This window comes from Luteimonas sp. WGS1318 (assembly GCF_043187535.1).
Taxonomy (GTDB): domain Bacteria; phylum Pseudomonadota; class Gammaproteobacteria; order Xanthomonadales; family Xanthomonadaceae; genus Luteimonas.
The window spans coordinates 1,879,502-1,903,123 of record NZ_CP171131.1; the positions used below are offsets into that span (position 1 = coordinate 1,879,502).

23 protein-coding genes are annotated in these 23,622 nt (G+C 69.5%); 22 read left to right on the top strand and 1 reads right to left on the bottom strand.

The window, feature by feature from the left end:
• Window positions 1-85 precede the first annotated feature (85 nt).
• Entirely contained in the window at window positions 86-775 is a 690-nt protein-coding gene (gene flgA / locus ACF3M1_RS08695; protein ID WP_394005138.1) for a flagellar basal body P-ring formation chaperone FlgA, read from the bottom strand.
• A 148-nt stretch (window positions 776-923) separates the two neighbouring features.
• Here flgA and ACF3M1_RS08700 point away from each other — a divergent pair, with 148 nt between their 5' ends.
• From ACF3M1_RS08700 to fliE, 22 genes are all read left to right on the top strand, one after another.
• The gene (locus ACF3M1_RS08700; protein ID WP_393999805.1) at window positions 924-1,880 is read left to right on the top strand and encodes a chemotaxis protein; all 957 of its coding nucleotides are present in this window, start codon (window positions 924-926) and stop codon (window positions 1,878-1,880) included.
• Window positions 1,881-2,455: 575 nt separating this feature from the next.
• A complete protein-coding gene (gene flgB / locus ACF3M1_RS08705) occupies window positions 2,456-2,863 on the top strand; it encodes a flagellar basal body rod protein FlgB (protein WP_393999807.1) in 408 nt (135 codons plus the stop codon).
• Between the two features lie 3 nt (window positions 2,864-2,866).
• Window positions 2,867-3,274 carry a flagellar basal body rod protein FlgC gene (gene flgC, locus ACF3M1_RS08710; RefSeq protein ID WP_393999809.1) on the top strand — a complete coding sequence of 136 codons (408 nt, stop codon included), beginning with the start codon at window positions 2,867-2,869 and terminating at the stop codon, window positions 3,272-3,274.
• Between the two features lie 75 nt (window positions 3,275-3,349).
• Complete coding sequence (locus tag ACF3M1_RS08715) at window positions 3,350-4,021, top strand: flagellar hook capping FlgD N-terminal domain-containing protein (protein WP_393999810.1); 672 nt, start codon at window positions 3,350-3,352, stop codon at window positions 4,019-4,021.
• Between the two features lie 53 nt (window positions 4,022-4,074).
• A complete protein-coding gene (gene flgE, locus ACF3M1_RS08720) occupies window positions 4,075-5,298 on the top strand; it encodes a flagellar hook protein FlgE (RefSeq protein ID WP_393999812.1) in 1,224 nt (407 codons plus the stop codon).
• Window positions 5,299-5,408: 110 nt separating this feature from the next.
• Window positions 5,409-6,158, top strand: coding sequence for a flagellar basal body rod protein FlgF (locus ACF3M1_RS08725; protein WP_393999813.1), 750 nt, complete (start codon window positions 5,409-5,411; stop codon window positions 6,156-6,158).
• A 276-nt stretch (window positions 6,159-6,434) separates the two neighbouring features.
• The gene (gene flgG, locus ACF3M1_RS08730) at window positions 6,435-7,220 is read left to right on the top strand and encodes a flagellar basal-body rod protein FlgG (RefSeq protein ID WP_393999815.1); all 786 of its coding nucleotides are present in this window, start codon (window positions 6,435-6,437) and stop codon (window positions 7,218-7,220) included.
• An 8-nt stretch (window positions 7,221-7,228) separates the two neighbouring features.
• On the top strand, window positions 7,229-7,924 hold the full coding sequence (gene flgH, locus ACF3M1_RS08735) for a flagellar basal body L-ring protein FlgH (RefSeq protein ID WP_393999817.1): 696 nt from the start codon (window positions 7,229-7,231) through the stop codon (window positions 7,922-7,924).
• 20 nt (window positions 7,925-7,944) lie between these two features.
• On the top strand, window positions 7,945-9,063 hold the full coding sequence (locus ACF3M1_RS08740; RefSeq protein WP_393999819.1) for a flagellar basal body P-ring protein FlgI: 1,119 nt from the start codon (window positions 7,945-7,947) through the stop codon (window positions 9,061-9,063).
• Window position 9,064: 1 nt separating this feature from the next.
• The gene (gene flgJ, locus ACF3M1_RS08745) at window positions 9,065-10,255 is read left to right on the top strand and encodes a flagellar assembly peptidoglycan hydrolase FlgJ (RefSeq protein ID WP_393999821.1); all 1,191 of its coding nucleotides are present in this window, start codon (window positions 9,065-9,067) and stop codon (window positions 10,253-10,255) included.
• 8 nt (window positions 10,256-10,263) lie between these two features.
• On the top strand, window positions 10,264-12,141 hold the full coding sequence (gene flgK, locus ACF3M1_RS08750) for a flagellar hook-associated protein FlgK (protein ID WP_393999822.1): 1,878 nt from the start codon (window positions 10,264-10,266) through the stop codon (window positions 12,139-12,141).
• Complete coding sequence (gene flgL / locus ACF3M1_RS08755; RefSeq protein WP_393999824.1) at window positions 12,138-13,337, top strand: flagellar hook-associated protein FlgL; 1,200 nt, start codon at window positions 12,138-12,140, stop codon at window positions 13,335-13,337. The genes flgK and flgL overlap by 4 nt, the downstream gene beginning before the upstream one ends.
• 1,204 nt (window positions 13,338-14,541) lie before the next feature.
• Window positions 14,542-15,741, top strand: a complete 1,200-nt coding sequence (locus tag ACF3M1_RS08760; RefSeq protein WP_394005222.1) for a flagellin — start codon at window positions 14,542-14,544, stop codon at window positions 15,739-15,741.
• Between the two features lie 354 nt (window positions 15,742-16,095).
• On the top strand, window positions 16,096-17,496 hold the full coding sequence (gene fliD / locus ACF3M1_RS08765; protein ID WP_393999826.1) for a flagellar filament capping protein FliD: 1,401 nt from the start codon (window positions 16,096-16,098) through the stop codon (window positions 17,494-17,496).
• A gap of 19 nt (window positions 17,497-17,515) precedes the next feature.
• Window positions 17,516-17,935: a flagellar export chaperone FliS gene (gene fliS / locus ACF3M1_RS08770; RefSeq protein WP_393999828.1), complete on the top strand. Its 420-nt coding sequence runs from the start codon at window positions 17,516-17,518 to the stop codon at window positions 17,933-17,935.
• Window positions 17,932-18,228 carry a hypothetical protein gene (locus ACF3M1_RS08775; RefSeq protein WP_393999830.1) on the top strand — a complete coding sequence of 99 codons (297 nt, stop codon included), beginning with the start codon at window positions 17,932-17,934 and terminating at the stop codon, window positions 18,226-18,228. Before fliS ends, ACF3M1_RS08775 begins: the two co-directional genes overlap by 4 nt.
• The gene (locus ACF3M1_RS08780) at window positions 18,225-18,794 is read left to right on the top strand and encodes a PilZ domain-containing protein (RefSeq protein ID WP_393999832.1); all 570 of its coding nucleotides are present in this window, start codon (window positions 18,225-18,227) and stop codon (window positions 18,792-18,794) included. The genes ACF3M1_RS08775 and ACF3M1_RS08780 overlap by 4 nt, the downstream gene beginning before the upstream one ends.
• 64 nt (window positions 18,795-18,858) lie before the next feature.
• Window positions 18,859-19,491, top strand: coding sequence for a response regulator (locus ACF3M1_RS08785; protein ID WP_393999834.1), 633 nt, complete (start codon window positions 18,859-18,861; stop codon window positions 19,489-19,491).
• A 196-nt stretch (window positions 19,492-19,687) separates the two neighbouring features.
• Window positions 19,688-21,094, top strand: coding sequence for an RNA polymerase factor sigma-54 (gene rpoN, locus ACF3M1_RS08790; RefSeq protein ID WP_393999835.1), 1,407 nt, complete (start codon window positions 19,688-19,690; stop codon window positions 21,092-21,094).
• 10 nt (window positions 21,095-21,104) lie between these two features.
• On the top strand, window positions 21,105-21,500 hold the full coding sequence (locus tag ACF3M1_RS08795) for a response regulator transcription factor (protein ID WP_393999837.1): 396 nt from the start codon (window positions 21,105-21,107) through the stop codon (window positions 21,498-21,500).
• Window positions 21,497-22,948, top strand: coding sequence for a sigma-54 dependent transcriptional regulator (locus ACF3M1_RS08800; protein ID WP_393999839.1), 1,452 nt, complete (start codon window positions 21,497-21,499; stop codon window positions 22,946-22,948). The genes ACF3M1_RS08795 and ACF3M1_RS08800 overlap by 4 nt, the downstream gene beginning before the upstream one ends.
• 268 nt (window positions 22,949-23,216) lie before the next feature.
• Window positions 23,217-23,606 (top strand): flagellar hook-basal body complex protein FliE, encoded by a 390-nt coding sequence (fliE, locus tag ACF3M1_RS08805; RefSeq protein WP_393999841.1) that lies wholly within the window; start codon window positions 23,217-23,219, stop codon window positions 23,604-23,606.
• Window positions 23,607-23,622 lie beyond the last annotated feature (16 nt).

Sequence of the window (23,622 nt, forward strand, 5' to 3'; positions counted from 1 at the left end):
TTGAGTGGGATCATGGCCGGTATCGGCCGGCCGGAACAAAGCTTGAGGGCGATTCGATGGTGGCCGGCCCGGGGTGGACGCGGCGTCACCGGCTGACGATCACGTCGCCGGCCTCGTCCACCGTGCCCTGCACCACGCGCCGCGAGGACAGGTTCTCGACGCTGACCCGTTCGCGCGCGCCGGCATCGGCCAGGGCCTTGCCCGCCACCCGCACCTCGATGCCGTCCTGGCGCGAGATCAGCGCGATCGTGTCGCCCCGACGGACGAGGCGCGGCGCGACCAGATCGCCCGCGGTCAGCACACTGCCGGCGACCAGGGTCCGCCGGGCGCTGCGACCGACGGCCTCGGCGGGGTCGGCGATCGCGGCGCCGGCGATCCGCGTGGTGTCACGCGCCTCGGTGGTAAAGACATCGGCCGTGATCATCTCGCCTGAAGCCACGCTGCGCGCGAGCACCAGCACGGTCTGGCTGCGGCGCACGCGCACCGGCACGAACAGGCGCCAGCCCGACGGACACGCCACCTCCACCGTGGCGGCCGCGGTGCGGCGCGCTTCCAGCGGTTGGCTGCACATCGGCATGCGCAGCGCGGGGTCGAGATTGGCCTCGGCCTCCTCGCCGGCGCCGGCAACCGACAACGCCGCGTTCCGGATGGAGTCGACCGGCTGGAACGACGCGGCCTGGACCGCCGGGACCACCAGTCCAGCCACGAGCAGCCACGCGGCGAGGCGTGCCGGCAGGCGGTACCAGGGGCGGCGGTCTTGGATCGAGGCGGGCATAGGGATGTCCGAAGGCAGGGCCCTGACCTCCATGCAAATCGTGTGCCGTCGGAGTGCGGCCGTACTGGGCGCCAACGCCGCGACGGCGCAAAGCGCGGCCGCGCATCCCGGCACTCAAGTCGATGGCCCGAGGGCCGATACCGGCGACATGTCCGATGATCTGCTCGACCGTATCGACCAGCGCACCCGCCTCGCCGGCCACAACCGCCTGGCGCTGCTGCTGTTCCGGCTTGGCGGCCGCCAGATTTTTGGCGTGAATGTGTTCAAGGTGCAGGAAGTGCTGCGCCGCCCGGGGCTGTTCCAGGTGCCCGGCCTGCCGGCTCAGTTCGCCGGCGTGGCCGACGTGCGCGGTCGCAGCGTGCCGGTGCTCGACCTGGGCCTGGCGATCGGCCACCCGGAGCGCAGCCAGACCGATCTGCCCGGTTACCTGGTGGTGACCGAGTTCAACCGTTCGGTGCAGGGCTTCCTGGTCAGCGAGGTCGAACGCATCGTCAACATCGCGGTCGCCGACATCCAGCCACCGCCCGATCTCGGCGCCGAAGGGGGTTATCTGACCGCGGTGACGCGTTTCCAGGGCGAACTGATCCAGGTCATCGACGTGGAAAGCGTGCTGGCCGACATCTCGCAGGCGCGCATGGACGCTGACCTGTCGCCCGAATACGCCCTGCCCGAGGGCGCGCCGCCGATGCAGGTGCTGGTGGTCGACGACTCGCGCGTCGCCCGCCAGCAGATCCGCAGCGTGCTCGACCAGCTCGGGGTCGGCGTGACCCTGCTGTCGGACGGCCGCCAGGCCCTGGACCATCTGCTGCAGCTGCATGCCGCCGGCGAACCGCCGTCGCAGCGCTATGCCCTGGTGGTCTCGGACATCGAGATGCCGGCGATGGACGGCTACACGCTGACGACGGAAATCCGTCGTCATCCGGGTCTGGCCGACCTGTTCGTGCTGCTGCACACCTCGCTGTCGGGCGTGTTCAACACCTCGATGGTGCAGAGCGTCGGCGCGGACGCCTTCGTCGCCAAGTACAGCCCGCACGACCTGGCCGACGAGGTGCTCAAGCGCCTGAACGAGGTGGCCGAGGCCGCCGGCGGGCGTCTCGTCGCCTGAAACCGGCGCGGGCTCGCGCCCGCTCCCTGCAGGAGCGCGCTCGCGCGCAATGGCGACTGAGGTAGAGGCCCGCGCGCGCTCCTCAGGCGGTTTGTCGCCCCATACCCCGGCTCACCCGCCCAGCCTTGAACCAGGTGGGCCAGCGACATCCCCCCGGGAATCCCCGCCCAGCGTGGCGCGTGGCCGTCGCCCGCGTTCTGATCGTCTAAACCACGCGCGTGACCGGGCTTTGCGGCGATTCCTTTCGCGCGCAAGCGCGCTCCTACGGAAACGCGGTGCCCGGAATGGGGCCTTGACCGGTTTCCGGCGCCACTCCGGAATGTCCGATTCCCGTCTCCGGAACGCCGCGACTCAGCGCTTCGTCGCACCTGGGCGCCCCGTGTAGGCGCGCGCTCGCGCGCGAAGGGGCTCGGCAAGCATGCCGTCGCGCGCGAGCGCGCGCCTACAAAAGAGCGTTGGGTCGGCGCCCGTGGCCCAAGGCTGCGCCGTCCCAATCCCCAATCCCGACTCCCCCATCCCCGCCCTTCTGGCACGCCGCTTGCAACCACCCCGGCACAGGTTTGCCGGAGGCGCCGATGTCCAATCTGATCTCGTCCTATCTCGGACTGCAGGCCGACGCGCTGCCGTTGCGCGAGCAGCGCATGAAGCTGATCGCCAGCAACCTGGCCAATGCGGACACTCCCGGTTACCAGGCGCGCGATCTCGACTTCAACGCCGCGCTGGCGAATGCCGCGCGGGTGCGTGAAGCCGGGCCGCTGCCCGCCCGCGAAACCCAGTCGAACCACATTCCCCTGCCCGGCGACGACGGGATGCAGCCGTTCGCACTGGCCCGAATCGCGGCCCAGGCCAGCCTGGACGGCAACACCGTCGATCCCGATGCCGAACGCGCGGCCTACGGCCGAGCCGCCCTCGAATACCGCGCCTCGCTGAGCTTCCTCGAGTCCAAGGTGCGCACCCTCCTGACCGCCATCACGGGACAGTAAGCCATGAGCAACCTGCCGATCTTCGATGTCGCCGGCTCCGCGCTGCAGGCCCAGTCGGTGCGCCTGAGCACCCTGGCCAGCAACCTCGCCAACGCCGATTCGGTCGCCGGCTCGCCCGACCAGGTCTACCGCCCGCTCGAGCCGATCTTCCGCGCGACCGCGCACGGCAGTGATCCGGCGCTGACCAACGTCCAGGTGGCCGGCATCGTCGAGCGCGACACGCCGCCGATCCAGCGTTACGAACCCGGGCATCCGCTGGCCGACGAACAGGGCTACGTCTATGCGCCCGACATCGATCCGGTCTCGCAGATGGTCAACATGATTTCCGCCTCGCGCAGCTACCAGGCCGGCGTGGAGATGCTCAACACCGCCAAGGAACTGGCGGTCGCCACCCTCAGCATGGGCCGCTAGGCACGTGGTCGCTGACCCGACGCTGCCCGGCCTGCGCACAGTCCCCACGAGTCACGATCCGATGAGCATCCTTCGATGAGCACCATCGCCAACGACGTCTACAGCAGCCTCGGGCTGGGCGGCACCCCGGCGGCCGCGGCCGGCAAGAAGGCCGAGTCGCTGGGCCAGGCCGATTTCCTGCGCCTGATGACCGAGCAGCTCAAGCACCAGGACCCGCTGAACCCGATGGAGAACAGCGCGTTCCTCGGTCAGCTGGCGCAGTTCTCCACCGTCCAGGGCATCCAGAGCCTCAACGCCTCGGTCGACGGCTTCGCCGGCGCGATGGCGAGCGACCAGCTGTTGCGCGGCGCGACGATGATCGGCCGCGAGGTGCTGCTGCCTTCGAGCAAGGTCGCGCTGCCCGCCGAAGGCGGTACCAGCGGCATCGTCGCCGCGCCGGCGCCGGGTCTGGTGACGTTCGAGGTGACCGACGCCAACGGTCAGCCGGTGCGCCAGTTCACCGTGCCGGCCACCGCGGCCGGCGAGGTGCCGTTCGCCTGGGACGGTACCGACGCATTCGGCCAGCGCTTGCCCGAAGGCACCTACGGCATCACCGCCAAGCACGTCACCGAAAGCGGCGCCACGACCAGCCTGAGCACCTATGTGCGCGGCAAGGTCGAAAGCGTCTCGGTCGGCGCCGACGGCCTGTATCTCGACCTCGAAGGCCTCGGCACCGCGCCGCTGGACTACGTGTTGCGCGTCGGCTGACGCACCTCTCCTTCTCCTCCCGTTTTCCCGCGCACGACCTCACGGAGTCCGCCATGAGCTTCAACACCTCGCTGTCCGGCATCAACGCGGCCAACGCCAATCTCAACGTCACCGCGAACAACATCGCCAACGTCAACACGACCGGCTTCAAGGAGTCGCGTGCGGAGTTCGCCGATCTGTTCTCCAACAGTTCGTACGGCCTGTCGCGCAATGCGATCGGTTCGGGCGTGAAGCTGAGCAACGTCGCCCAGCAGTTCTCGCAGGGCAACATCGATCCCACCGGGCGCAGCCTGGACATGGCGATCGACGGCGAAGGCTTCTTCACCCTCAACAAGAACGGCGCCCGCACCTACAGCCGCGCCGGCAATTTCCAGACCGACGCCCAGGGCTTCGTGGGCACGCCCGACGGCGCGCGCCTGCAGGTGTATCCGCCGCGCACCAATGCCGACGGCTTCGACGTCGGCCGCGTGACCGACCTGCAGCTGCTGACCACCGACAGCCCGCCGCGGCCGAGCAGCCGGGTCAACCTGATGTTCACCCTGCCCGGCAACGCCACGCCGCCGACGATGGCGACCTTCGATCCGTCCGAGCCGAACAGCTACAACAGCTCGACCGGTGGCATCACCGTGTTCGATTCGCTCGGCGTCGGCCACGTGCAGACCTCCTACCTGGTCAAGACCGCCAACCCGAACGAGTGGGAAGTGCACAACTACGTCGACGGCACGAGCGTCGGCGCACCGACGACGCTGCAGTTCTCCGACAGTGGCGCCCTGCTCTCGCCGACCGACGGCCGGATCACGCTGGATCCGTTCACCCCGGCTAACGGTGCCGGCGTGCTCCAGCTCGATCTCGACCTCACCGGCTCCACCCAGTACGGCGAGCGCTTCCAGCTGCGCGACACCCGCCAGGACGGCTACGCCGCGGGCAAGCTCAATGAAGTCAGCATCTCGGCCGAGGGCGTGGTGTTCGCACGCTATTCCAACGGCGCCGACCAGCCGCTGGGCCAGATCGCCCTGACCACGTTCGTCAATCCGCAGGGCCTGCAGCCGCAGGGCAACAACATGTGGGCCGAGACCTACGGCTCGGGCGCGGGCCGCACCGGCGCACCGGACAGCTCGGACTTCGGCCAGATCCAGGCCGGCGCGCTGGAATCGTCGACGGTCGATCTCACCGAACAACTGGTCAACATGATCGTCGCGCAGCGCAACTTCCAGGCCAACGCGCAGATGATCTCGACCCAGGATCAGGTCACGCAGACGGTCATCAACATTCGTTGATGACCGTTGGATTCGGGAGTGGGGATTCGGGATTCGGTGCTGCAGTCCCGTCTCTCCCCGCCTGACCCCGCCTCTTCCAATCCCGACTCCCCAATCCCGAATCCCCGCCCATGGACAAAGCCCTCTACGTCGCGATGACCGGCGCCCGCGCCACGCTGCAGGCGCAGGGCACGGTGTCGCACAACCTCGCCAATGCCGACACCGCCGGCTTCAAGGCGGCGCTGGCCAATACCGAGGCCTACCGCATCCAGGGCGGCACGCATGCCTCGCGCATCGACGCGATGCACATCGACCAGGGCTTCGACAACCGCATGGGGGCGCAGCGCGTCACCGGCAATCCGCTCGACGTCTCGCTGCGCGCCGACCGCTGGCTGGCGGTGCAGGCAGCCGACGGCAGCGAGGCCTACACCCGCGCCGGAGATCTGTCGCTCACCCCGAACGGCCAGCTGGTCACCAGCGGCGGCCATCCGCTGGTCGACGACAACGGCATGCCGTTCGCGCTGCCGCCGCACCAGGCGCTGGACATCGGCCACGACGGCACGGTGTCGATCGTGCCGCTGGGCGAAGGTCCGCAGACGATGGCCGTGATCGGCCGGCTGCGCGTGGTCGACGCCACGCCCGACCGGCTGGCGCGTGGACTCGACGGCCTGATGCGCAATACCGATCCGCAGACGCCCCTGGCCCAGGCGCCCGGCGAAGTGATGACCACCGGCGCACTGGAAACCAGCAATGTCAGCGCCGCCGGTGCGCTGGTGCAGATGATCCAGCTGCAGCGCCAGTTCGAGATGCAGGTCAAATTGATCCAGCGCGGCGACGACAACGCCCAGGCCGCGAACAGCCTGCTGCGACTGGGCGGCTGATGCGCGCGCTTCGCGCGCGGGGGATTGGGGATTCGGGATTGGGGATTCGGCAAACGCCGGGTTGCCGGATGAACACCGCTTCCCGAAGGGCGCTCGCACGCGCGACTCGTGACTCGTGATGCGTCATAGGCACGCGCAGCGCGCACCGCTCCACGCTCGCAGCCCGCCCGCTTGTCCGAATCCCCAATCCCGAATCCCCAGTCCCGGCCCCACTGGCACACCGATTGCATCTCCCATCACGACGGCGCCACGCGCGCCCGCACCGAGGACCAACCGATGAACCAGGCGCTGTGGGTGGCCAAGACCGGACTGGATGCGCAGCAGACGCGCATGTCGGTCGTGTCGAACAATCTCGCCAACACCAACACCACCGGCTTCAAGCGCGATCGCGCGAACTTCGAGGATCTGCTGTACCAGCAGGTGCGCCAGCCCGGTGGTTCCAGCTCGGCGCAGACCCAGCTGCCGACCGGCCTGCAGCTCGGCACCGGCGTGCGCGTGGTCTCGACGTCGAAGGATTTCCAGCAGGGCAATCCGCAGCAGACCGGCCGCGCACTCGACGTCATGGTCAACGGCCGCGGCTTCTTCGAGGTGCTGATGCCCGACGGCACGCCGGCCTACACCCGCGACGGCAGCTTCCAGATCAACGCCCAGGGCGAGCTGGTCACCAGCAGCGGCTTTCCGGTGCAGCCCGGCATCCAGGTGCCCGAGGGCGCGCAGTCGATGACCATCGGCAAGGACGGCACCATCACCGTGCAGATGGCCGGTGAGGCCCAGGGGCTGGAAATCGGCTCGCTGACCGTCACCGATTTCATCAACCCGGCCGGCCTGCAGGCGCGCGGCGAGAACCTGTACCTGGAAACCACGGCCTCCGGCCCGGCACAGAACGGCACGCCGGGGCTCAACGGCCTGGGCCTGCTTGAACAGGGCGCGCTGGAAGGGAGCAACGTCAACGTGGTCGAGGAACTGGTCAGCATGATCGAGACCCAGCGCGCCTACGAGATGAACGCCAAGGCGATCTCGACCACCGACTCGATGCTCGGCTACCTCAACAACAACGTCTGAGCATCGCGATGATCCGTGCCCACTCCCTTCGCCGCCTCGCCGTCCTGGCCCTGCCCGCCCTGCTGGGCGGCTGTGTCGCCGCCGGCGACGTGCGTCCCTACCCCGCGATGGCGCCGATCCAGCCTGTCGTCGCCGCACCCGCCTACGCCACGCCCGGTGCGATCTACCAGGCCGGCGGCGGCAACGGCCTGTCGCTGTTCGCCGACAAGCGCGCCCGCGACGTCGGCGACCTGCTGACGATCCAGCTGATCGAGAACACCACCGCGCAGACCAACGCCAGCACCCAGATGGGCAAGGAAAGCAGCGTCGACATCGGCGTGCCCCAGGTGTTCGGCGCGCCGGTCACGATAGGCGGCCGCGACGTGCTCAGCGCCTCGGCCAGCGGCAGCCGCGATTTCGACGCCAGCGGCCGCAGCGCCCAGAGCAATCGCCTGCAGGGCAACGTGACCGTGACCGTGGTCCAGCGCCTGCCCAACGGCAACCTGGTCGTCGAAGGCAGCAAGCAGATCCGCCTCAACCAGGGCAACGAGCTGGTGCAGGTGCAGGGCATCGTGCGCCCGGCCGACATCGCTCCCGACAACAGCGTGCTGTCGAGCCGCGTGGGCGATGCGCGCATCGTCTACGGCGGCCGAGGCGCGATCGCGCAAACCAATGCGATGGGCTGGCTCGGCCGGTTCTTCCATTCGCGCCTTTATCCCTACTGAGTTTCCACCAGGCCACCGCCATGCTGCGTACTTCCCTGCTCCGCCTGATGCCGCTCGCCCTGCTGGCCGCCACGCTGGCCGCGCCCGTGCACGCGCAGGAGCGCATCAAGGACCTGGCCACCGTCGGCGGGGTCCGTGGCAACGCGCTCGTCGGCTACGGCCTGGTCGTCGGCCTCGACGGCAGCGGCGACCGCACCAGCCAGTCGCCCTTCACCGTGCAGAGCCTGCGCAACATGCTCAACGAGTTGGGCGTCACCGTGCCGGCCAACGTCAATCCGCAGCTCAAGAACGTGGCCGCCGTCGCGATCCACGCCGAGCTGCCGCCCTTCGCCAAGCCCGGACAGACGATCGACATCACCGTCTCGTCGATCGCCAATGCGGTGTCGCTGCGTGGCGGCACGCTGCTGATGGCCCCGCTCAAGGGCGCCGACGGACAGGTGTATGCGATCGGCCAGGGCAGCCTGGTGGTCGGCGGCTTCGGTGCCCAGGGCCGCGACGGCTCGCGTGTGTCGGTCAACGTGCCCAGCGTGGGCCGGATTCCGAATGGCGCGATGGTCGAGCGCGCGGTCGACGGCGGTTTCGGCGACAGCGGCGAGCTCACGCTCAACCTCAACCGCGGCGATTTCAGCACCATCCGCAACATGGTGGCCGCGCTCGACGCCCGCTTCGGCCCCGGCACCGCGCGTGCGGTCGACGGTGTCACGGTGGCGGTGCGCGCACCGTTCGATCCGGGCGCGCGTATCGGCTTCCTGGCCGAGGTCGAGGACGTCCAGGTGTCGGCGGGCACGGCGCCGGCCAAGGTCATCGTCAATTCGCGCACCGGCACCGTCGTCATGGGCGCACTGGTCAAGGTGATGCCGGCGGCCATCGCGCACGGCTCGCTCAGCGTGACCATCACCGAAAGCCTGGGTGTGAGCCAGCCCGGCGGCTTCAGCGGCGGCACGACCGTGGTCACGCCGCAGTCCGACATTGCGGTCAACCAGGACGGCAGCCGCATGTTCAAGTTCGCCGGCGGCACCTCGCTCGACGAGATCGTGCGCGCGGTGAACGCCGTCGGCGCGGCGCCTGGCGACCTGATCGCGATCCTCGAAGCGCTGAAGCAGGCCGGCGCGCTGCGCGCGGAGCTCGAGGTCATCTGACATGCGCATCGCGTCCTCGCCCGTCGAACTCAACCCCGCCCAACGCCCCGATGCCGCGCGCATCGACCAGGCCGCGCGCGAGTTCGAAGGCGTGTTCGCGCAGATGCTGATCAAGAGCATGCGCGACGCGAGCATGGGCGATTCCCTGTTCCCCGGCGAAAACCAGCTGTATCGCGATCTCTACGACCAGCGCCTCGCCAAGTCGATGACCGAGGGCAACGGCCTGGGCCTGGCCAAGGTGATCGCGCGCCAGCTCGGCGGCGGCGACGCGGATGCGGCGCCGCTCGATCCGCGGCTCGCACCGCCGGCGGACGCCGCCAGCGGCCTGCCGTTGACGGGCGGCGCCGGCATGACGGCCCTGCCCGAGGCGCTGGGCACCCAGACGCTCGATCTGATCGCCGGCCGGCCCGCGAGTCCGAATGCCGCGTCGGACGCGTCGACGCGTTCGCCGATGGACGGGTTGATCGAATCACTGATGCAGCGCGCCCGCCCGGTCGCCGATGCCGCCACCGGCATCGCCCGCACCGCGGGTGCGGCCGTCGCGCAGGCACCGGCTGCGCTCGAACGTGCCTCCCGCGCTGCGGCCGACTCCTTCGCGCCGCGATCGCCGGAGCGGTTCGTCGCGTCGATCTGGTCGCATGCCCAGGCGGCGGCCCGCGAGCTGGGTGTCGATGCCAAGGCGCTGGTGGCGCAGGCGGCGCTGGAAACCGGCTGGGGGCGGCGCACGATCCAGCGCGGCGACGGCGGCACCGCGCACAACCTGTTCGGCATCAAGGCCACGGGCTGGAAGGGCGAGCGCGCGGCCGCCACCACGCACGAGTACACCAACGGCGTGCGCCAGACCGAACGCGCCGAGTTCCGCGCCTACGCATCCCCCGCCGAGAGCTTCGCCGACTACGTGCGCCTGCTCAAAACAAACCCGCGCTACCGCCAGGCCCTGGAATCGGGCGGCGATGTGCGCCGCTTCGCCAGCGCGCTGCAGCAGGCCGGCTACGCCACCGACCCGCGCTATGCCGACAAGCTCAGCGCGATCGCGAACGGCCCGACCATGGACCGTGCCCTGTCGACGATCTCGCAGTTCGCGCGTGCCGGGACCGGCGCTGCGCCCGCTTCACACGCCGCGGCGCCCGCCGCCGTGAACACCGTCGCCGAGGCCGCCGAACGCGCGGTCCAGGCGCTCTTGCGCCGCTGAGTCCGCCCATGGCCAATATCCTCTCCACCGGCACCAGCGCACTGATCGCCTTCCAGCGGGCACTGTCGACGGTCAGCCACAACGTCGCCAACATCAACACGCCCGGCTTCAGCCGCCAGACGGTGGACTTCGAGGCGCGCTCGCCGCAGTTCATCGGCACCGGCTACGTCGGCCGCGGTACCCAGATCAGCGACGTGCGCCGCGTCGCCGACGATCTGGCCAACGCCCGCCTGATCGACAGCGGCGGCGAACTTGCCAGGCTGCAGCAGCTGTCGTCGTTGTCCGGGCGCATCGACAGCCTGATGTCCGAGTCCACCACCGGCGTTGCCGGCCTGTGGTCGAACTTCTTTGATTCGGTGAGCGCGCTGTCGTCCAATGCCTCGGCGCCGGCCGAGCGGCAGAACATGCTGGGCCAGGCGAACGCGCTGACCACGCGGTTCCAGCAGTTGCAGGGCCAGTTCGACCGGCTGGGGACCGAGGTCAACAGCGGGCTCGCGGCCAGCGCCACCGAGGTCAACCGCCTCACCAGCGAGATCGCCCAGCTCAACGGCCGCATCGGCACTGCGCAGACGGCCTCGCCCGATCTGCTCGATCGCCGTGACCAGATGATCCGTGATCTCGTCTCGCTGACCGGCGGCACCGCCGTGCAGCAGGACGGCGGCGCGATCAACGTGTTCTCGGCCGGCGGCCAGGCGCTGGTGGTCGGCATCCAGGCCTCGCAGCTGACCACCGTCGCCGACCCCTACCGCCCCGAACGCCAACAGCTGGCACTGCAGAGCCAGGGCCAGACGATCCGCATCGACGAACGCGTCATGGGCGGCAAGATCGGCGGCCTGCTCGAATTCCGCGAGCAGGTGCTCGACCCCACGCAGGCCGAGCTGGGCCGGATCGCCCTCGCCCTCGGGACCGCGTTCAATGACGGCCACGCTGCCGGCGTCGACCAGTACGGCGATGCGGGCGGCGCGTTCTTCAACGTCCCCGCGCCGGCGGTCAATGGCCATGCGGCGAATACCGGCACCGCGCGGCTGACCGCCAGCGTCGACGATCTCGGCGCGGTCGACGGCCGCAATCTGGTGCTGCAGTTCCGCAGCGGTGCCTGGACCGCGACCGACGCCGCCACCGGCACCAGCTTCCCGGTCACGGGCTCGGGTGCCCCCGGCGACCCGCTGCGCGCGGCCGGCATCGCGCTCGAGGTCGACGGCGCCGCGCAGGAGGGCGACCGCTTCCTGCTGCAGCCCACGGCCCAGGCCGCGCGCGGCCTGTCGGTGGCGATCACCGATCCCGGCCGTATCGCCGCCGCCACGCCGGTGCAGGTGCAGGCCACGCTGGGCAATCTCGGCAGCGGCAAGCCGGGCACGGTGCGCATCCCCGATGCGGCCGATCCGGCGCTGCGCACGCCGTCGACGATCGAGTTTCTCGACGGCGACCAGTACACGATCGACGGTGACGGCCCGTTCGCCTACACCCCCGGGGACACGATCAGCGCCAACGGCTGGTCGTTCGTGCTCGACGGCATTCCGGCGGCCGGCGACACCTTCAGCATGACGCCGACCGCGCCGGGCTCGAGCAACAACGGCAATGCGGCGCTGCTGGCCGGCTTCGACGATGCCCGGGCGCTCAACGGCGGTTCGCTGAGCCTCAACGGCGCGATCTCGGGCCTGACCACCGCGGTGGGCTCGGCCGCGCGCCACGCCGGCTACGCCGCCGAGGCCCAGGCGACGCTGCACGCGCAGGCCGAGAACGCGCGAGAGAGCATTTCCGGCGTCAATCTCGACGAAGAAGCCGCGAACATGCTCCGCCTGCAGCAGGCCTACCAGGCCGCCGCGCAGATCATCTCGACCGCCGACACCCTGTTCCAGTCCCTGCTCGGAGCCGTCCGCCGATGACCCGCATCTCCACCGGCATGCTCTACCAGCAGTCGCTCTCGACGCTGCAGTCCAAGCAGGCGTCGCTGGCGCGCATCCAGAACGAACTGACCACCAGCAAGAAACTGCTGACGGCCAAGGACGATCCGGTGGGCGCCGGTGCGGCGGTGACGCTCGACCGGTCCAAGGCGGAGCTCGAACGCTTCGGCTCGAACGCCAACGCGGTCGGGCATCGGCTCGGCATGCAGGAATCGGCGCTGACCCAGGCCGGCGACGTCATGGGTCGCATCACCGAACTCACCGTGCGCGCCAACAGCGCGTCGCTGTCGGACGAAGACCGCAAGGCCATCGCCACCGAAGTCACCGCGCTGCGCGCCAGTCTGCTCGACATCGCCAACAGCCCGGATGGGGCCGGACGCTATCTGTTCGGCGGCACCCAGGACGGCTCGCCGCCGTTCGCCAAGGTCGGCGGCGGCGTTGCCTATGCGGGCGACCAGACCCGTCGCCAGGTCGAGGTCGCGCCACAGATGTTCGTCGCCGACACCATGCCGGGCAGCGAGGTCTTCCTGCGCGTGCGCACCGGTGACGGACGGATCGATGTGGCTGCCGATGCCGGCAATACCGGCACCGGGCGCATCGGCAGCTTCGGGCTGACCGACTCCGGCCAGTGGAGCGGCGGCAGCTACAGCATCCGCTTCGGCGCGGACAACGCGTACGAGGTCACCGATGCGGCCGGCGACGTCGTCGGCAGCGGTACGCACGTCGACGGCGAGGCGATCACGGTTGCCGGTGCACGTGTGGTGATCGGTGGCGCGCCTGCGGACGGCGATGCGTTCTCGCTCGGGCCCGCAGGCACGCGCGACGTGTTCGCCACGATCGACAACCTGCTCGGTGCGTTGACGATGGCGCCGACCACCGACACCGAGCGTGCCGCGCAGCAGAACGCGCTGCAGGGCTCGATGCGCGATATCTCGACCGCGATGGACCACTTCATCGATGTCCGCGCCAACGGCGGTGCGCAGCTGGCCGCACTCGACAACGCCGCGTCGCTGCGCGATGCGCACACCTTGACCATTGAAACCACGCTGTCGGGCATCCGCGATCTGGACTACGCCGAAGCGATCAGCCGCTTCAATCTCGAAAAGGTCGCGCTCGAAGCGGCGCAGCTGAGCTTCGTGCAGATGCAACGCTTGTCGTTGTTCGATCTGCTGCGCTGATCGCGCGCTACGATTCGTAACCCGCGCTCCCTGGACTCCAGGAGCGCGAATGCGCGCGATGCGGCGCTCCTGACCAAAGCGTCTTCGCGCGCCAGCGCGCTCCTAAAGATGAGCGGCCGCCATCGAAGCATGCGCACGCAGCATGCGCCGCCGCTCGCTGCTGCATCGATCGAATGTCGACACGCATCAGTGCCTGCATGCATCTCACTGTAGGAGCGCGCTCGCGCGCGATGTGGCCTTCTCAGTCAACGCCTCTTCGCGCGCGAGCGCGCTCCTACAGTAAAGCTCTCATCCGGTAGCAGCCGCCGCAGGATGCGTCGCTGTTCCAGCTGCTGCGATCGAACACCGACCAGCGCGATCGTCGCCCACCCGCCCACCCGCCCGGTGCGTCGAGCGAAACGCTTACGCGCAATAGTCAGCATCGACGCCCATGCGTCCGTAGGAGCGCGCTTGCGCGCGATCCGGCTTCATCGGCCGAACCCCTTCGCGCGCAAGCGCGCTCCTACGGATGAGCCGCACCGGGGAGTCGCAAGCGCTGCCGAATGTTTCGCTATTCAACGCTGTTGCACGCATCGAATGCCGACCCAGGATCGTCGTCGCCCGCTGCGGCGAGCGAGCGTTCACGCACGATGCTCAGCACCGATGCACATGCGTCTGTAGGAGCGCGCTCGCGCGCGATGCGGCTTCACCGGCCGAGCCTCGTCGCGCGCAAGCGCGCTCCTACGGATGAGCCGCACCCGGAGAGTCGCAAGCGCTGCTGGAGGTTGTCGCTTTTCGAACGGCTGCACGTATCGGACACAGACGCGCGCGCTCGCCCTCCGTCCACTGCGGCAAGCGAACGCTTACGCACGATGCTCAGCACCGACGCACATGCGCTTGTAGGAGCGCGCTTGCGCGCGATGTGGCGTCCCCGACCAAGCCTGGTCGCGCGCGAGCGCGTGCCCACAGAGCACGGCCGCCCTTACGCCCGCCTGGCCCATTGCGCGACATCACCACATCGCTGCTAAACCCGCGTGATGTCCTGCCGTTAATGCAAGCGGCCCGGAAGCGGGCTGCGAATCGCCGGCAACACAGCATTAAAGCTTGACGACGAGACGCCGTTATTGGTTACAGCAGAGGACAGGGCCGACACAACGGCAACCCCCTGCGGAGCCACCGGCCAGGCCCTGTTCCCGTGCCGGATTCCCCATACCAGGAGACCTGCATCATGTCCGTCATCAACACCAACACCATCTCGCTCAACGCCCAGCGCAACCTGTCGACCAACAGCGCCAGCCTGGCCACCTCGATCCAGCGCCTGTCCTCGGGTCAGCGCATCAACAGCGCCAAGGACGACGCCGCCGGCCTCGCGATCTCCGAGCGCTTCACCACCCAGATCCGCGGCATGAACCAGGCTGCCCGCAATGCCAACGACGGCATCTCGCTGGCGCAGACCGCCGAAGGCGCGCTGGGCGAGATCGGCAACAACCTGCAGCGCATCCGCGAGCTGTCGGTGCAGTCGCGCAACGCCACCAACTCCGACTCCGACCGCACCGCACTGAATGCGGAAGTGACACAGCTCAAGGCTGAAATCCAGCGCGTCTCGGAGCAGACCTCGTTCAACGACAAGAAGTTGCTCGACGGCTCCTTCACCGCCCAGGCCTTCCAGGTCGGTGCGAACCAGGGCCAGACCATCGAGATCGCGTCGATCGCCAATGCCAACATCGCCGCGCTGGGCAGCTGGACCTCGGTCGACACGCCGAACACGTCGGCAGTCTCGGGTGCATTCACCGCTGCCAACCTGGCCGACACGGAAGAATTCAGCTTCGAAGTCGACGGCGTCGAAATTCTCAGCGTCACCGCCGCGGCTGACGACACCGCGGTCACCGCAGCAGACATCGATACCGCGCTGGCCTCGCAGACCGTCCGCGACAATCTGGCGACTGCAGGCATCACCGTCAGCGGCACCGCAGCGGCCGGCACACTGAGCTTCACCAAGGCAGATGCCACCGCGTTCGACATCACCGTGACCAGCGACGACGCGGCTGCGGGCTTCGCGACGGCAGAGTTCGTCGGCACGCAGGACAACGGTGAAGTCGGTGCCGCCCAGACGGGCTTCGCAAACCTGGACATCTCGACGGCCGAAGGCGCCGACAACGCGATCCTGGCGATGGACGCCGCGCTGAACGCCGTGAACTCCTCGCGCGCTGAACTCGGTGCCGTGCAGAACCGCTTCAGCTCGGTCGTCGCCAACCTGCAGACGGGCTCCGAGAACCTGTCGGCCTCGCGCAGCCGCATCATGGACACCGACTTCGCCAAGGAAACCGCCGAGTTGTCGCGCACCCAGGTGCTGCAGCAGGCCGGTACGGCGATGCTGGCCCAGGCCAACCAGTTGCCGAACAACGTGCTCAGCCTGCTGCGCTGAGTCCTGGCGACACGGGCAGAGAGGCCGATGCTGGCCTCTCCCGCCTCGAAGACCTCCGGCGTTCGCCGGAGGTTTTTTTTTGCCGGTTTTGGATCTCGGCCGTCTGGGCCCGCTCGCCTGTGCGCCAAGGGCCCGCGTGTAGGAGCGTGCTTGTGCGCGATGGCGCCGTCTCGGCAACGCGCATCGCGCGCAAGCGCGCTCCTACAGGTGTCGCGCAGTTGCATGCAGCGCGGAACCTGACGCGGCGCGCAGGCACACATCTTGCAGCCCTCAAGAATCGCGGCATCGCGCCGTTACAACTGATGGCCGCCGTGCGCGGCCCGCCCGGGGCGGTTCCCGGCGAGGAGACGAATCATGGCGGACTATTCATTCGGCTACGGCGGCATCGGCTCCGGGCTGGACATCAGCGGGATCGTGAACCAGTTGGTGGCCGCCGACCGTGCGCCGCAGAACGCCCGGCTCAATACGCTGGAATCGGCGACCAAGTTCAAGCTGTCCGGCCTGGGAAGTGTCAGTTCCGCGTTCGATGCGCTCAAAACCGCGCTCGACAACCTGCAGAAGGTCGACGCCCTGGGCGTCCGCACCGTCACGTCGACGACGCTTTCGGTTGCCTCCGGCACCATGCCCACCGGCACCGCCGACAGCGTGCTCACCCCGACCGCCGGCCGCAATACGCCGGTCGGCAGCTATGAGGTCGAGGTGCAGTCACTGGCCACCGCGCACAAGCTACTGGGCGCCGGGACCGAGGTGGGCACGAAGTTCGGCGCCGGCACGCTGCGCGTGGGGATCGGCGAGACATCGGTCGACATCACGGTCAAGGCGGACGCCACGCTGGCCGACATCCGAAGCGCGATCAACGACGCCGCCGGCAAGCACGGCGTGCAGGCGGCGGTGCTGACCTCCGACGCAGGTCATCATCTCTCGCTCGGCAGCGCCAAGACCGGCGCGGCCAATGCGATCAGCATCCAGATGCTCACCGGCGGCAGCGATCTCCAGGCGCTGGTCGGCGGCCTGGCCGAGCAGTCGCCGGCCGCCGATGCGCGTGTCTCGATCGACGGTCTGGTGACCACATCGGCCAGCAACACCATCACCGACGCAGTGCCCGGCATGTCGCTGGTGCTCAAGCAGACCGGCACCAGCCGCGTCGAGGTCAAGACCGATCCGGCCGGCAGCCGCACGGCGGTCGACAATTTCGTCAAGGCCTACAACGCCGCGCTCAAGTCGATCGGCACCGCGACCACGTACAACGCCGAGACCAAGACCCCCTCCTCGCTGACCGGCGATGCGCAGATGCGCGGGGCGGCTTCGCAGTTGCGCAACGTCATGACCGATCTGCTCGGCGGACTCGCCGAACAGGGCCTGGATGCGAAAACGCTGGGCCTGCAGACGCAGGGCTATCCCAATCCGGACGGCACCCTGGTCCTGGACGCCACCAAGTTCAACGAGGCGATGGCGGCGAACTCCGCCAGCGTCATCGCCGCGTTCACCGGCGAGAACGGCCTGGCCGCGAAGCTCAACACGGCGGTCAAGGGCTATGTCGGGACCGACGGCGCATTCTCGCTGCGCACCAAGGGGCTCAACGATCAGCTCAAGGACGTGACCCGCCAGCGCGAGGCGCTGGACGTGCGGATGGAGGCGGCGGCGAAGCGCTATCAGGCGCAGTTCGTGGCACTCGATTCGCTGATGGCCCAGATGACCACCACCAGCACCGCACTGGCGCAGCAGCTCGCCAATCTGTCGGCGCAGACCAAGTAAGCCCGAAGGGACTCGACCCATGATGCAGCGTCACTACGCCCAGCAGTACCGCCAGAGCCAGCTCGAAGGCGCCGTCATGGACGCCGATCCGCACAAGCTGGTCGCACTGTTGCTATCCGGTGCCTGCGAGCGCATCCGCCTGGCGGAAGCCTGCCTCGAGCGGGGCGACCCCGCACGCAAAGGCAAGGCGATCGGTGAGGCCTGCGCGATCGTCGGCCACCTCAGCGGTTCTCTGGACCACGAGGCCGGCGGCGAGATCGCGGGCAATCTGTCGTCGCTGTACGACTACGTGCTGCGCCGCCTGACCGAAGCCAACCTCAACAATGACGCCGCGGCGCTCCAGGAATGCCTTGAGCTGCTCGGCGAGATCGATGCGGCGTGGTCCGCGATCCGGCCCGGCGGCACGACCGCGCCCGTGGGCCCGGGAGTCGCCGCGTGAACTCCGCGGTTCGCCAGGACCTGGTCGACCAGCTCGACGCGCTCGGCGCGGCGATCGACACCGACGCGTTCGACGACGCCGCGGCGCGCATGACCGCCTACGACGCCGCGCTGCGCCACTACATCGACTCCACCGCGCCGAACACGCCCGTGGATGTCCTACGCGAGCTGCTGAAGATGCAGAACGCGGTGTTGCTGCACATGCGTGAACGGCAGACCGTCATCGGCGATGCCCTGCGTCAGGGCCACCGTCAGGACGCCGCCTCGCGCGCGTACGCCGAGACCGCGCCGTGACGACCCCACCCACCCCGCACGAAGACCCGACCGACGCGGCCCTGTTCGGCGACAGCCTCGACTGCGAACTGGTCCTGCCGGTCGCGGTGCTGGCGTCGTCGTCCCGCGGGCGCCAGTCGCAGGCAGTCAACCTGCTGCACGGGCTCGCCCAGATCGAAGATCTGCGCAAGGACGACGGCGGTGAAGAACACGGCGACCTGCCGCTGCTCGCGCAGCGCATGGACGCCAAGCTCGACCTGATCCTGGCCCTGGTCGGCCGGCTCGCGATGCGTGCCGACAGCCTGCCCGAGCACCCGGTGCGCTGGGCGCGCACGGGCCTGCGGGTCGATCTCGAGCAGTGCGAGACCTGGTCGCCCGGCACGACCGTGCTGGTGCGCCTGCAGCCGGCCGAATGGCTGCCCGATCATCTGGAACTGCCGGCGACCGTCGTCGCCTGCCGGCCCCACGACGGCGGCACACGCGTGTGGCTCGCGTTCACCGCGCTGCGCGGCGACCTCGAGGAGGCGCTCGACCGCCACCTGTTCCGTCTGCACCGGCGCCAGGTCGCCGAGCAGCGCCGCCGATGAACGGCGGCGCTCTCGCGTATCCTTCGGCAACCGGGCCCGGCCCGGCGTAGGGAGAGACCGGCTGGTGCGAGTGCTGATCGTCGACGACCACACCCTGGTGCGGGCAGGCCTGACCCGGCTGCTGCAGGGATTCGGCGGTGTCGACGTCTGTGCCGAGGCCAGCCGCGCCGACGAGGCCCTGGACCTCGCCCTGATCCATCGCCCTGACGTCGTGCTGATGGACCTGTCCCTGCCCGGCCGCAGCGGCATCGAGGCGATGGCCGCGATCCACGCCGAACTGCCGGCCACCCGCGTGCTGATCATGTCGATGCACGACGATTCCCAGCATGTGCGCAGCGCACTCGAGCGCGGCGCGTCGGGTTTCGTCGTCAAGGATGCGGCGCCGCTCGAACTGGAACTGGCCTTGCGCACCGCGCTCGCCGGCGAGGTGTTCCTGAGCCCGCGGCTGTCGTCGCGGATGATGGCGCCCCTGCTCGGCCGGCCGAAGACCGAAGGCGTCGAATCACTGTCGAACCGTCAGCGCCAGATCCTCGACATGATCGGCCGTGGTCTGAGCAGCAAGGAGATAGCGGTCGAGCTGGGCATCAGCGTCAAGACCGTCGAGACGCACCGCGCGCGGATGATGGAAGCACTCGGCTGCCGTCGTGCCAACGAACTGGTGCTGCTCGCCGCGCGTCACGGGCGCCAGCCGGACTGAAACGCGCGCCGCCGCGAGTTGTGGCCCCAATCGACGGAAAGCCGTCGCCCTCGTGACCGGAGCGCTGTCGGGGAAACCCCGACACGCGTGGGGCGTACCCCGTCCGACGTCGGAAACCCCCCGATAGCGGAGCCGTCGCGACGGCTTCACGATGCTTTCACAGGCGCGGGGAGCGCCGCGACGGGAATCCGGCGACATGAAAGCCAGTGCCACCACCTCGATGCAATTCGGCCAATCGCTGCAGATGACGCCGCAGCTGCTGCAGTCGATCCGGCTGCTGCAACTCGACGGCCTGCAGCTCGAACTCGAGATCCGCCGCGTCCTGGAGCAGAACCCGCTGCTCGAACTCGACGAAGAGCCTGTTGCAAATCCAGTGCCGGAACGCGTCGACGCTGCCGGCGACGTCGCGGCGTTCGACGAGCTGCCCGAATCCTCGATGTGGGACGTGCGCGGCGCCAGCTGGAGCGGCGACGACGAGGACGGCCTGCAGCGTATCGCGGCCGGCGAATCCACCGATCCGCACCTGCGCGTGCTGCAGCGCCTCGCCTCGGAACTCGATGGCGATGCGCTCGAAATCGCGGCGTTCTGGCTCGAACACTGCGACGACTCGGGTTATCTCGCTGCGCCCCATGCCGCACTGATCGAAACCGGTCGCACGCGGTTCGGTTGCGGCGCCGACGCGCTCGAAACCGTACGCCAGCGGCTGCTGGCCGGCGACCCGGCCGGCGTCGCCGCGCGTGACCTGCGCGAATGTCTGCTCGCGCAGCTGGCGGCCCTGCCCGGCCGCGTCGCCGGTCGCGTGCTCGCCCGGTGCATCGTCGAAAGCGCGCTCGATCTGCTCGCTACGCACGACATCGTCGCGCTGGCCAAGTCCCTGCAGCGCGACGAGGCCGACGTGCAGGAGGCCGTGCGCATCGTGCTGTCGCTGGATCCGCGGCCCGCCCAGTCCGGCGCGCCGGTCGAGGCGACCGCCGTGGTACCCGACGTCGTCGTCTGGCATGCCGATGCGGGCTGGCGCGTCGCGCTGAACCCCGCCGCGGCGCCGCGCGTGTCGATCAATGCCGGCTACGAGCGCGCACTGGCCGAGTCCCCGGCCAGCGCGCCGATGCGCGACATGCTGCAGGAAGCCCGCTGGTTCACCCGCGGCCTGTCGATGCGCTACGACACGCTGCTGCGCACCGCACGCGTGATCGTCGAGCGCCAGGCCGCGTTCCTGGAACGCGGCGAGGAAGCCATGGCGCCGCTGACGCTCAAGGACGTCGCCGATGCGATCGGCATGCACGAATCCACCGTCTCGCGCATCACCAGCGGCAAGTTCCTGCAGACGCCGCGCGGCACGATCGAGATGAAGCGCTTCTTCGCCGTTCGCCTCGACGGCGCCAACGTCTCCGGCGCCGCGGTCAAGGCCATGGTGCGTCGCCTGATCGACGCCGAACCGGCCCAGCGCCCGCTCGCCGACGAAGCCATCGCCGCGCTGCTCGCCCGCCAGGGCGTGCACATCGCGCGGCGCACCGTCGCCAAGTACCGCGAACAGCTCGACATCGCCCCGGCCCGCGCGCGCCGTCGCGGCGCCCGCCCCACCCTGCTCGCCCGTGCGGGCTGAGGACATCGGAATGCAGACCATCCACGTGCTCCTGGTCGACGACCACGAGGGCTTCATCAACGCGGCCCAGCGCCACTTCCGCAAGGTCGAGTGGCTCAAGGTCGTCGGCACCGCCAGCAACGGCCTCGAGGCCATCGCCCAGTCCGAGGCGCTGCGTCCGGATGTGGTGCTGATGGACCTGGCGATGCCCGAGATGGGCGGCCTGCAGGCCACGCGCCTGATCAAGGCCCAGGACGCGCCCCCCTACGTCGTGATCGCCAGCCATTTCGACGATGCCGAGCACCGCGAGCACGCCACCCGCGCCGGTGCCGACAACTTCGTCAGCAAGCTGTCCTACATCCAGGACGTCATGCAGATCCTGGAATCCCTGCATGCGGCCGCGCCGCGTGATGGAGTCGTGTCATGAGTGAGCCCCGCATCCTCGTCATCGACAGCCAGGACGACCGCGCCGAGCGGCTGTGCACGCTGCTCGAGTTCATGGACCTGCGCCCGCGCTGGGTGTCCGAGCCCGGTGAGATCTCCGCCGCCCGCAACCGTCCCAGCGACTGGATGGCCGTGCTGGTGGGCGCGATCGACGACGCCGAGGCCGCACGGACCTTCTTCGCATGGCTGGGCAAGGCCGGCGTGGCGCCCCCGGTGCTGCTGCTCGACGACGAGCCGGCGGCGTTCGCTGCCGCCCACGGCCTGCACGAAGCCGGTGTCTGGGCGCTGGAATCGCCGCTGCGCCACGCCCAGCTCGAGAACCTGCTGCGCATGGCCAGCCTCAAGCGCATCGACGCCGACGACCAGGCGACCGCCGACCAGGGCGGCGGCCCGACCGGCACCAGCGAGCCGGTACAGGTCCTGCGCCGGATGATCGACCAGGTGGCCCCGTTCGACACCACGGTGTTGATCCTCGGCGAATCGGGCACCGGCAAGGAGGTCGCCGCGCGTGCGATCCACCAGCGCTCCGACCGCCGCGACGGCCCGTTCGTCGCGATCAACTGCGGCGCGATCCCGGCCGAACTGCTGGAAAGCGAACTCTTCGGCCACGAGAAGGGCGCGTTCACCGGCGCGCTGTCGGCACGCAAGGGGCGCTTCGAGATGGCCGAGGGCGGCACCCTGCTGCTCGACGAAATCGGCGACATGAGCCTGCCGATGCAGGTCAAGCTGCTGCGCGTGCTGCAGGAACGCTGCTTCGAGCGCGTCGGCGGCAACCAGAGCATCAAGTGCGACGTGCGCGTGATCGCCGCGACCCACCGCGATCTCGAAACGCGCATCGGCGACGGCCAGTTCCGCGAGGACCTGTTCTACCGGCTCAACGTGTTCCCGATCGACATGCCGTCGCTGCGCGAGCGTCGCGACGACCTGCCGGAACTCGTGCGCACGATCGCCGGCCAGCTGGCCCGCAACGGCCGCGGCGAGATCCGCTTCGCCGGCGACACCCTCGACGTGCTGGCCGGCTATGCCTGGCCCGGCAACGTGCGCGAACTCAGCAACCTGGTCGAGCGCCTCGCGGTGCTGAACCCCGGTGGGCTGGTGCGGGTGCAGGACCTGCCGCAGCGCTACCGCGCGCATGCCTTCGATGCACTGCCGACGCCGGCCCTTGCGGTACCGGTCGACACGGTCGAAGCCGTCACATCCCCGGCCGCGGTCGCAGTGCCACCCGTGGCTGCGGACGACACCGGCCATCTGCCCGAGGACGGCATGGACCTGCGCGACCACATGGCGCGCATCGAGCTGGGCCTGATCCGCGAGGCGCTGGAGCGCAGCGAGGGTGTCGTCGCCCATGCGGCCCAACTGCTGGGGCTGCGCCGCACCACGCTGGCCGAGAAGCTGCGCAAGTACGGCATCGAGCGCGACCTGGCGGCCTGAGGGGTCCTGCCGCTGACGTACGCGGGGCATCGCCGTAGGAGCGCGCTTGCGCGCGATGGGGGCATCGGGGAACGCCCCATCGCGCGCGAGCGCGCTCCTACAGGGGATGTCGGCGGTCGGCGGCAGAGCGTGCCCTGACGGCTCCGGCACGTTGGAGACGAACGGGCCAACGCCCTACCCGCCGCCGGCTTCCCGTCACTCCCGATCCGCCATTCCGGCACGCGCCTTGCATCCCCTCTGACAGTTCGTCCCCTTCGTGATCGCCCGCATGACGCATTCGGTCAACTCGATCCTCTCGCAGATCCGCAGCTACCAGGGCCAGGTCGGCCAGGCGCGGCAGATGACGGCGGCCGACATGCCGCGCAGCGATGCGATCGCGGTGCAGGGCGGCGTCGGTGGCATGCAGGGGGTCGGTGGTACGACCGGGGTCGCGGCACCGAGCTTCGGCGCGACGCTGCGCAACGCGATCGAGGGCGTCAACGGCGCCCAGCAGCGTTCCGGCGAACTGGTCCGCGCGTTCGAACTCGGCGAACCCGGCGCGGATCTGGCCAAGGTCATGGTCGCGTCCCAGCAGTCGCAGGTCGCGTTCCGGGCCACGGTGGAAGTGCGCAACCGACTGGTACAGGCGTACCAGGACGTCATGAACATGCCGCTGTGATGCGGCCCGGACAGGA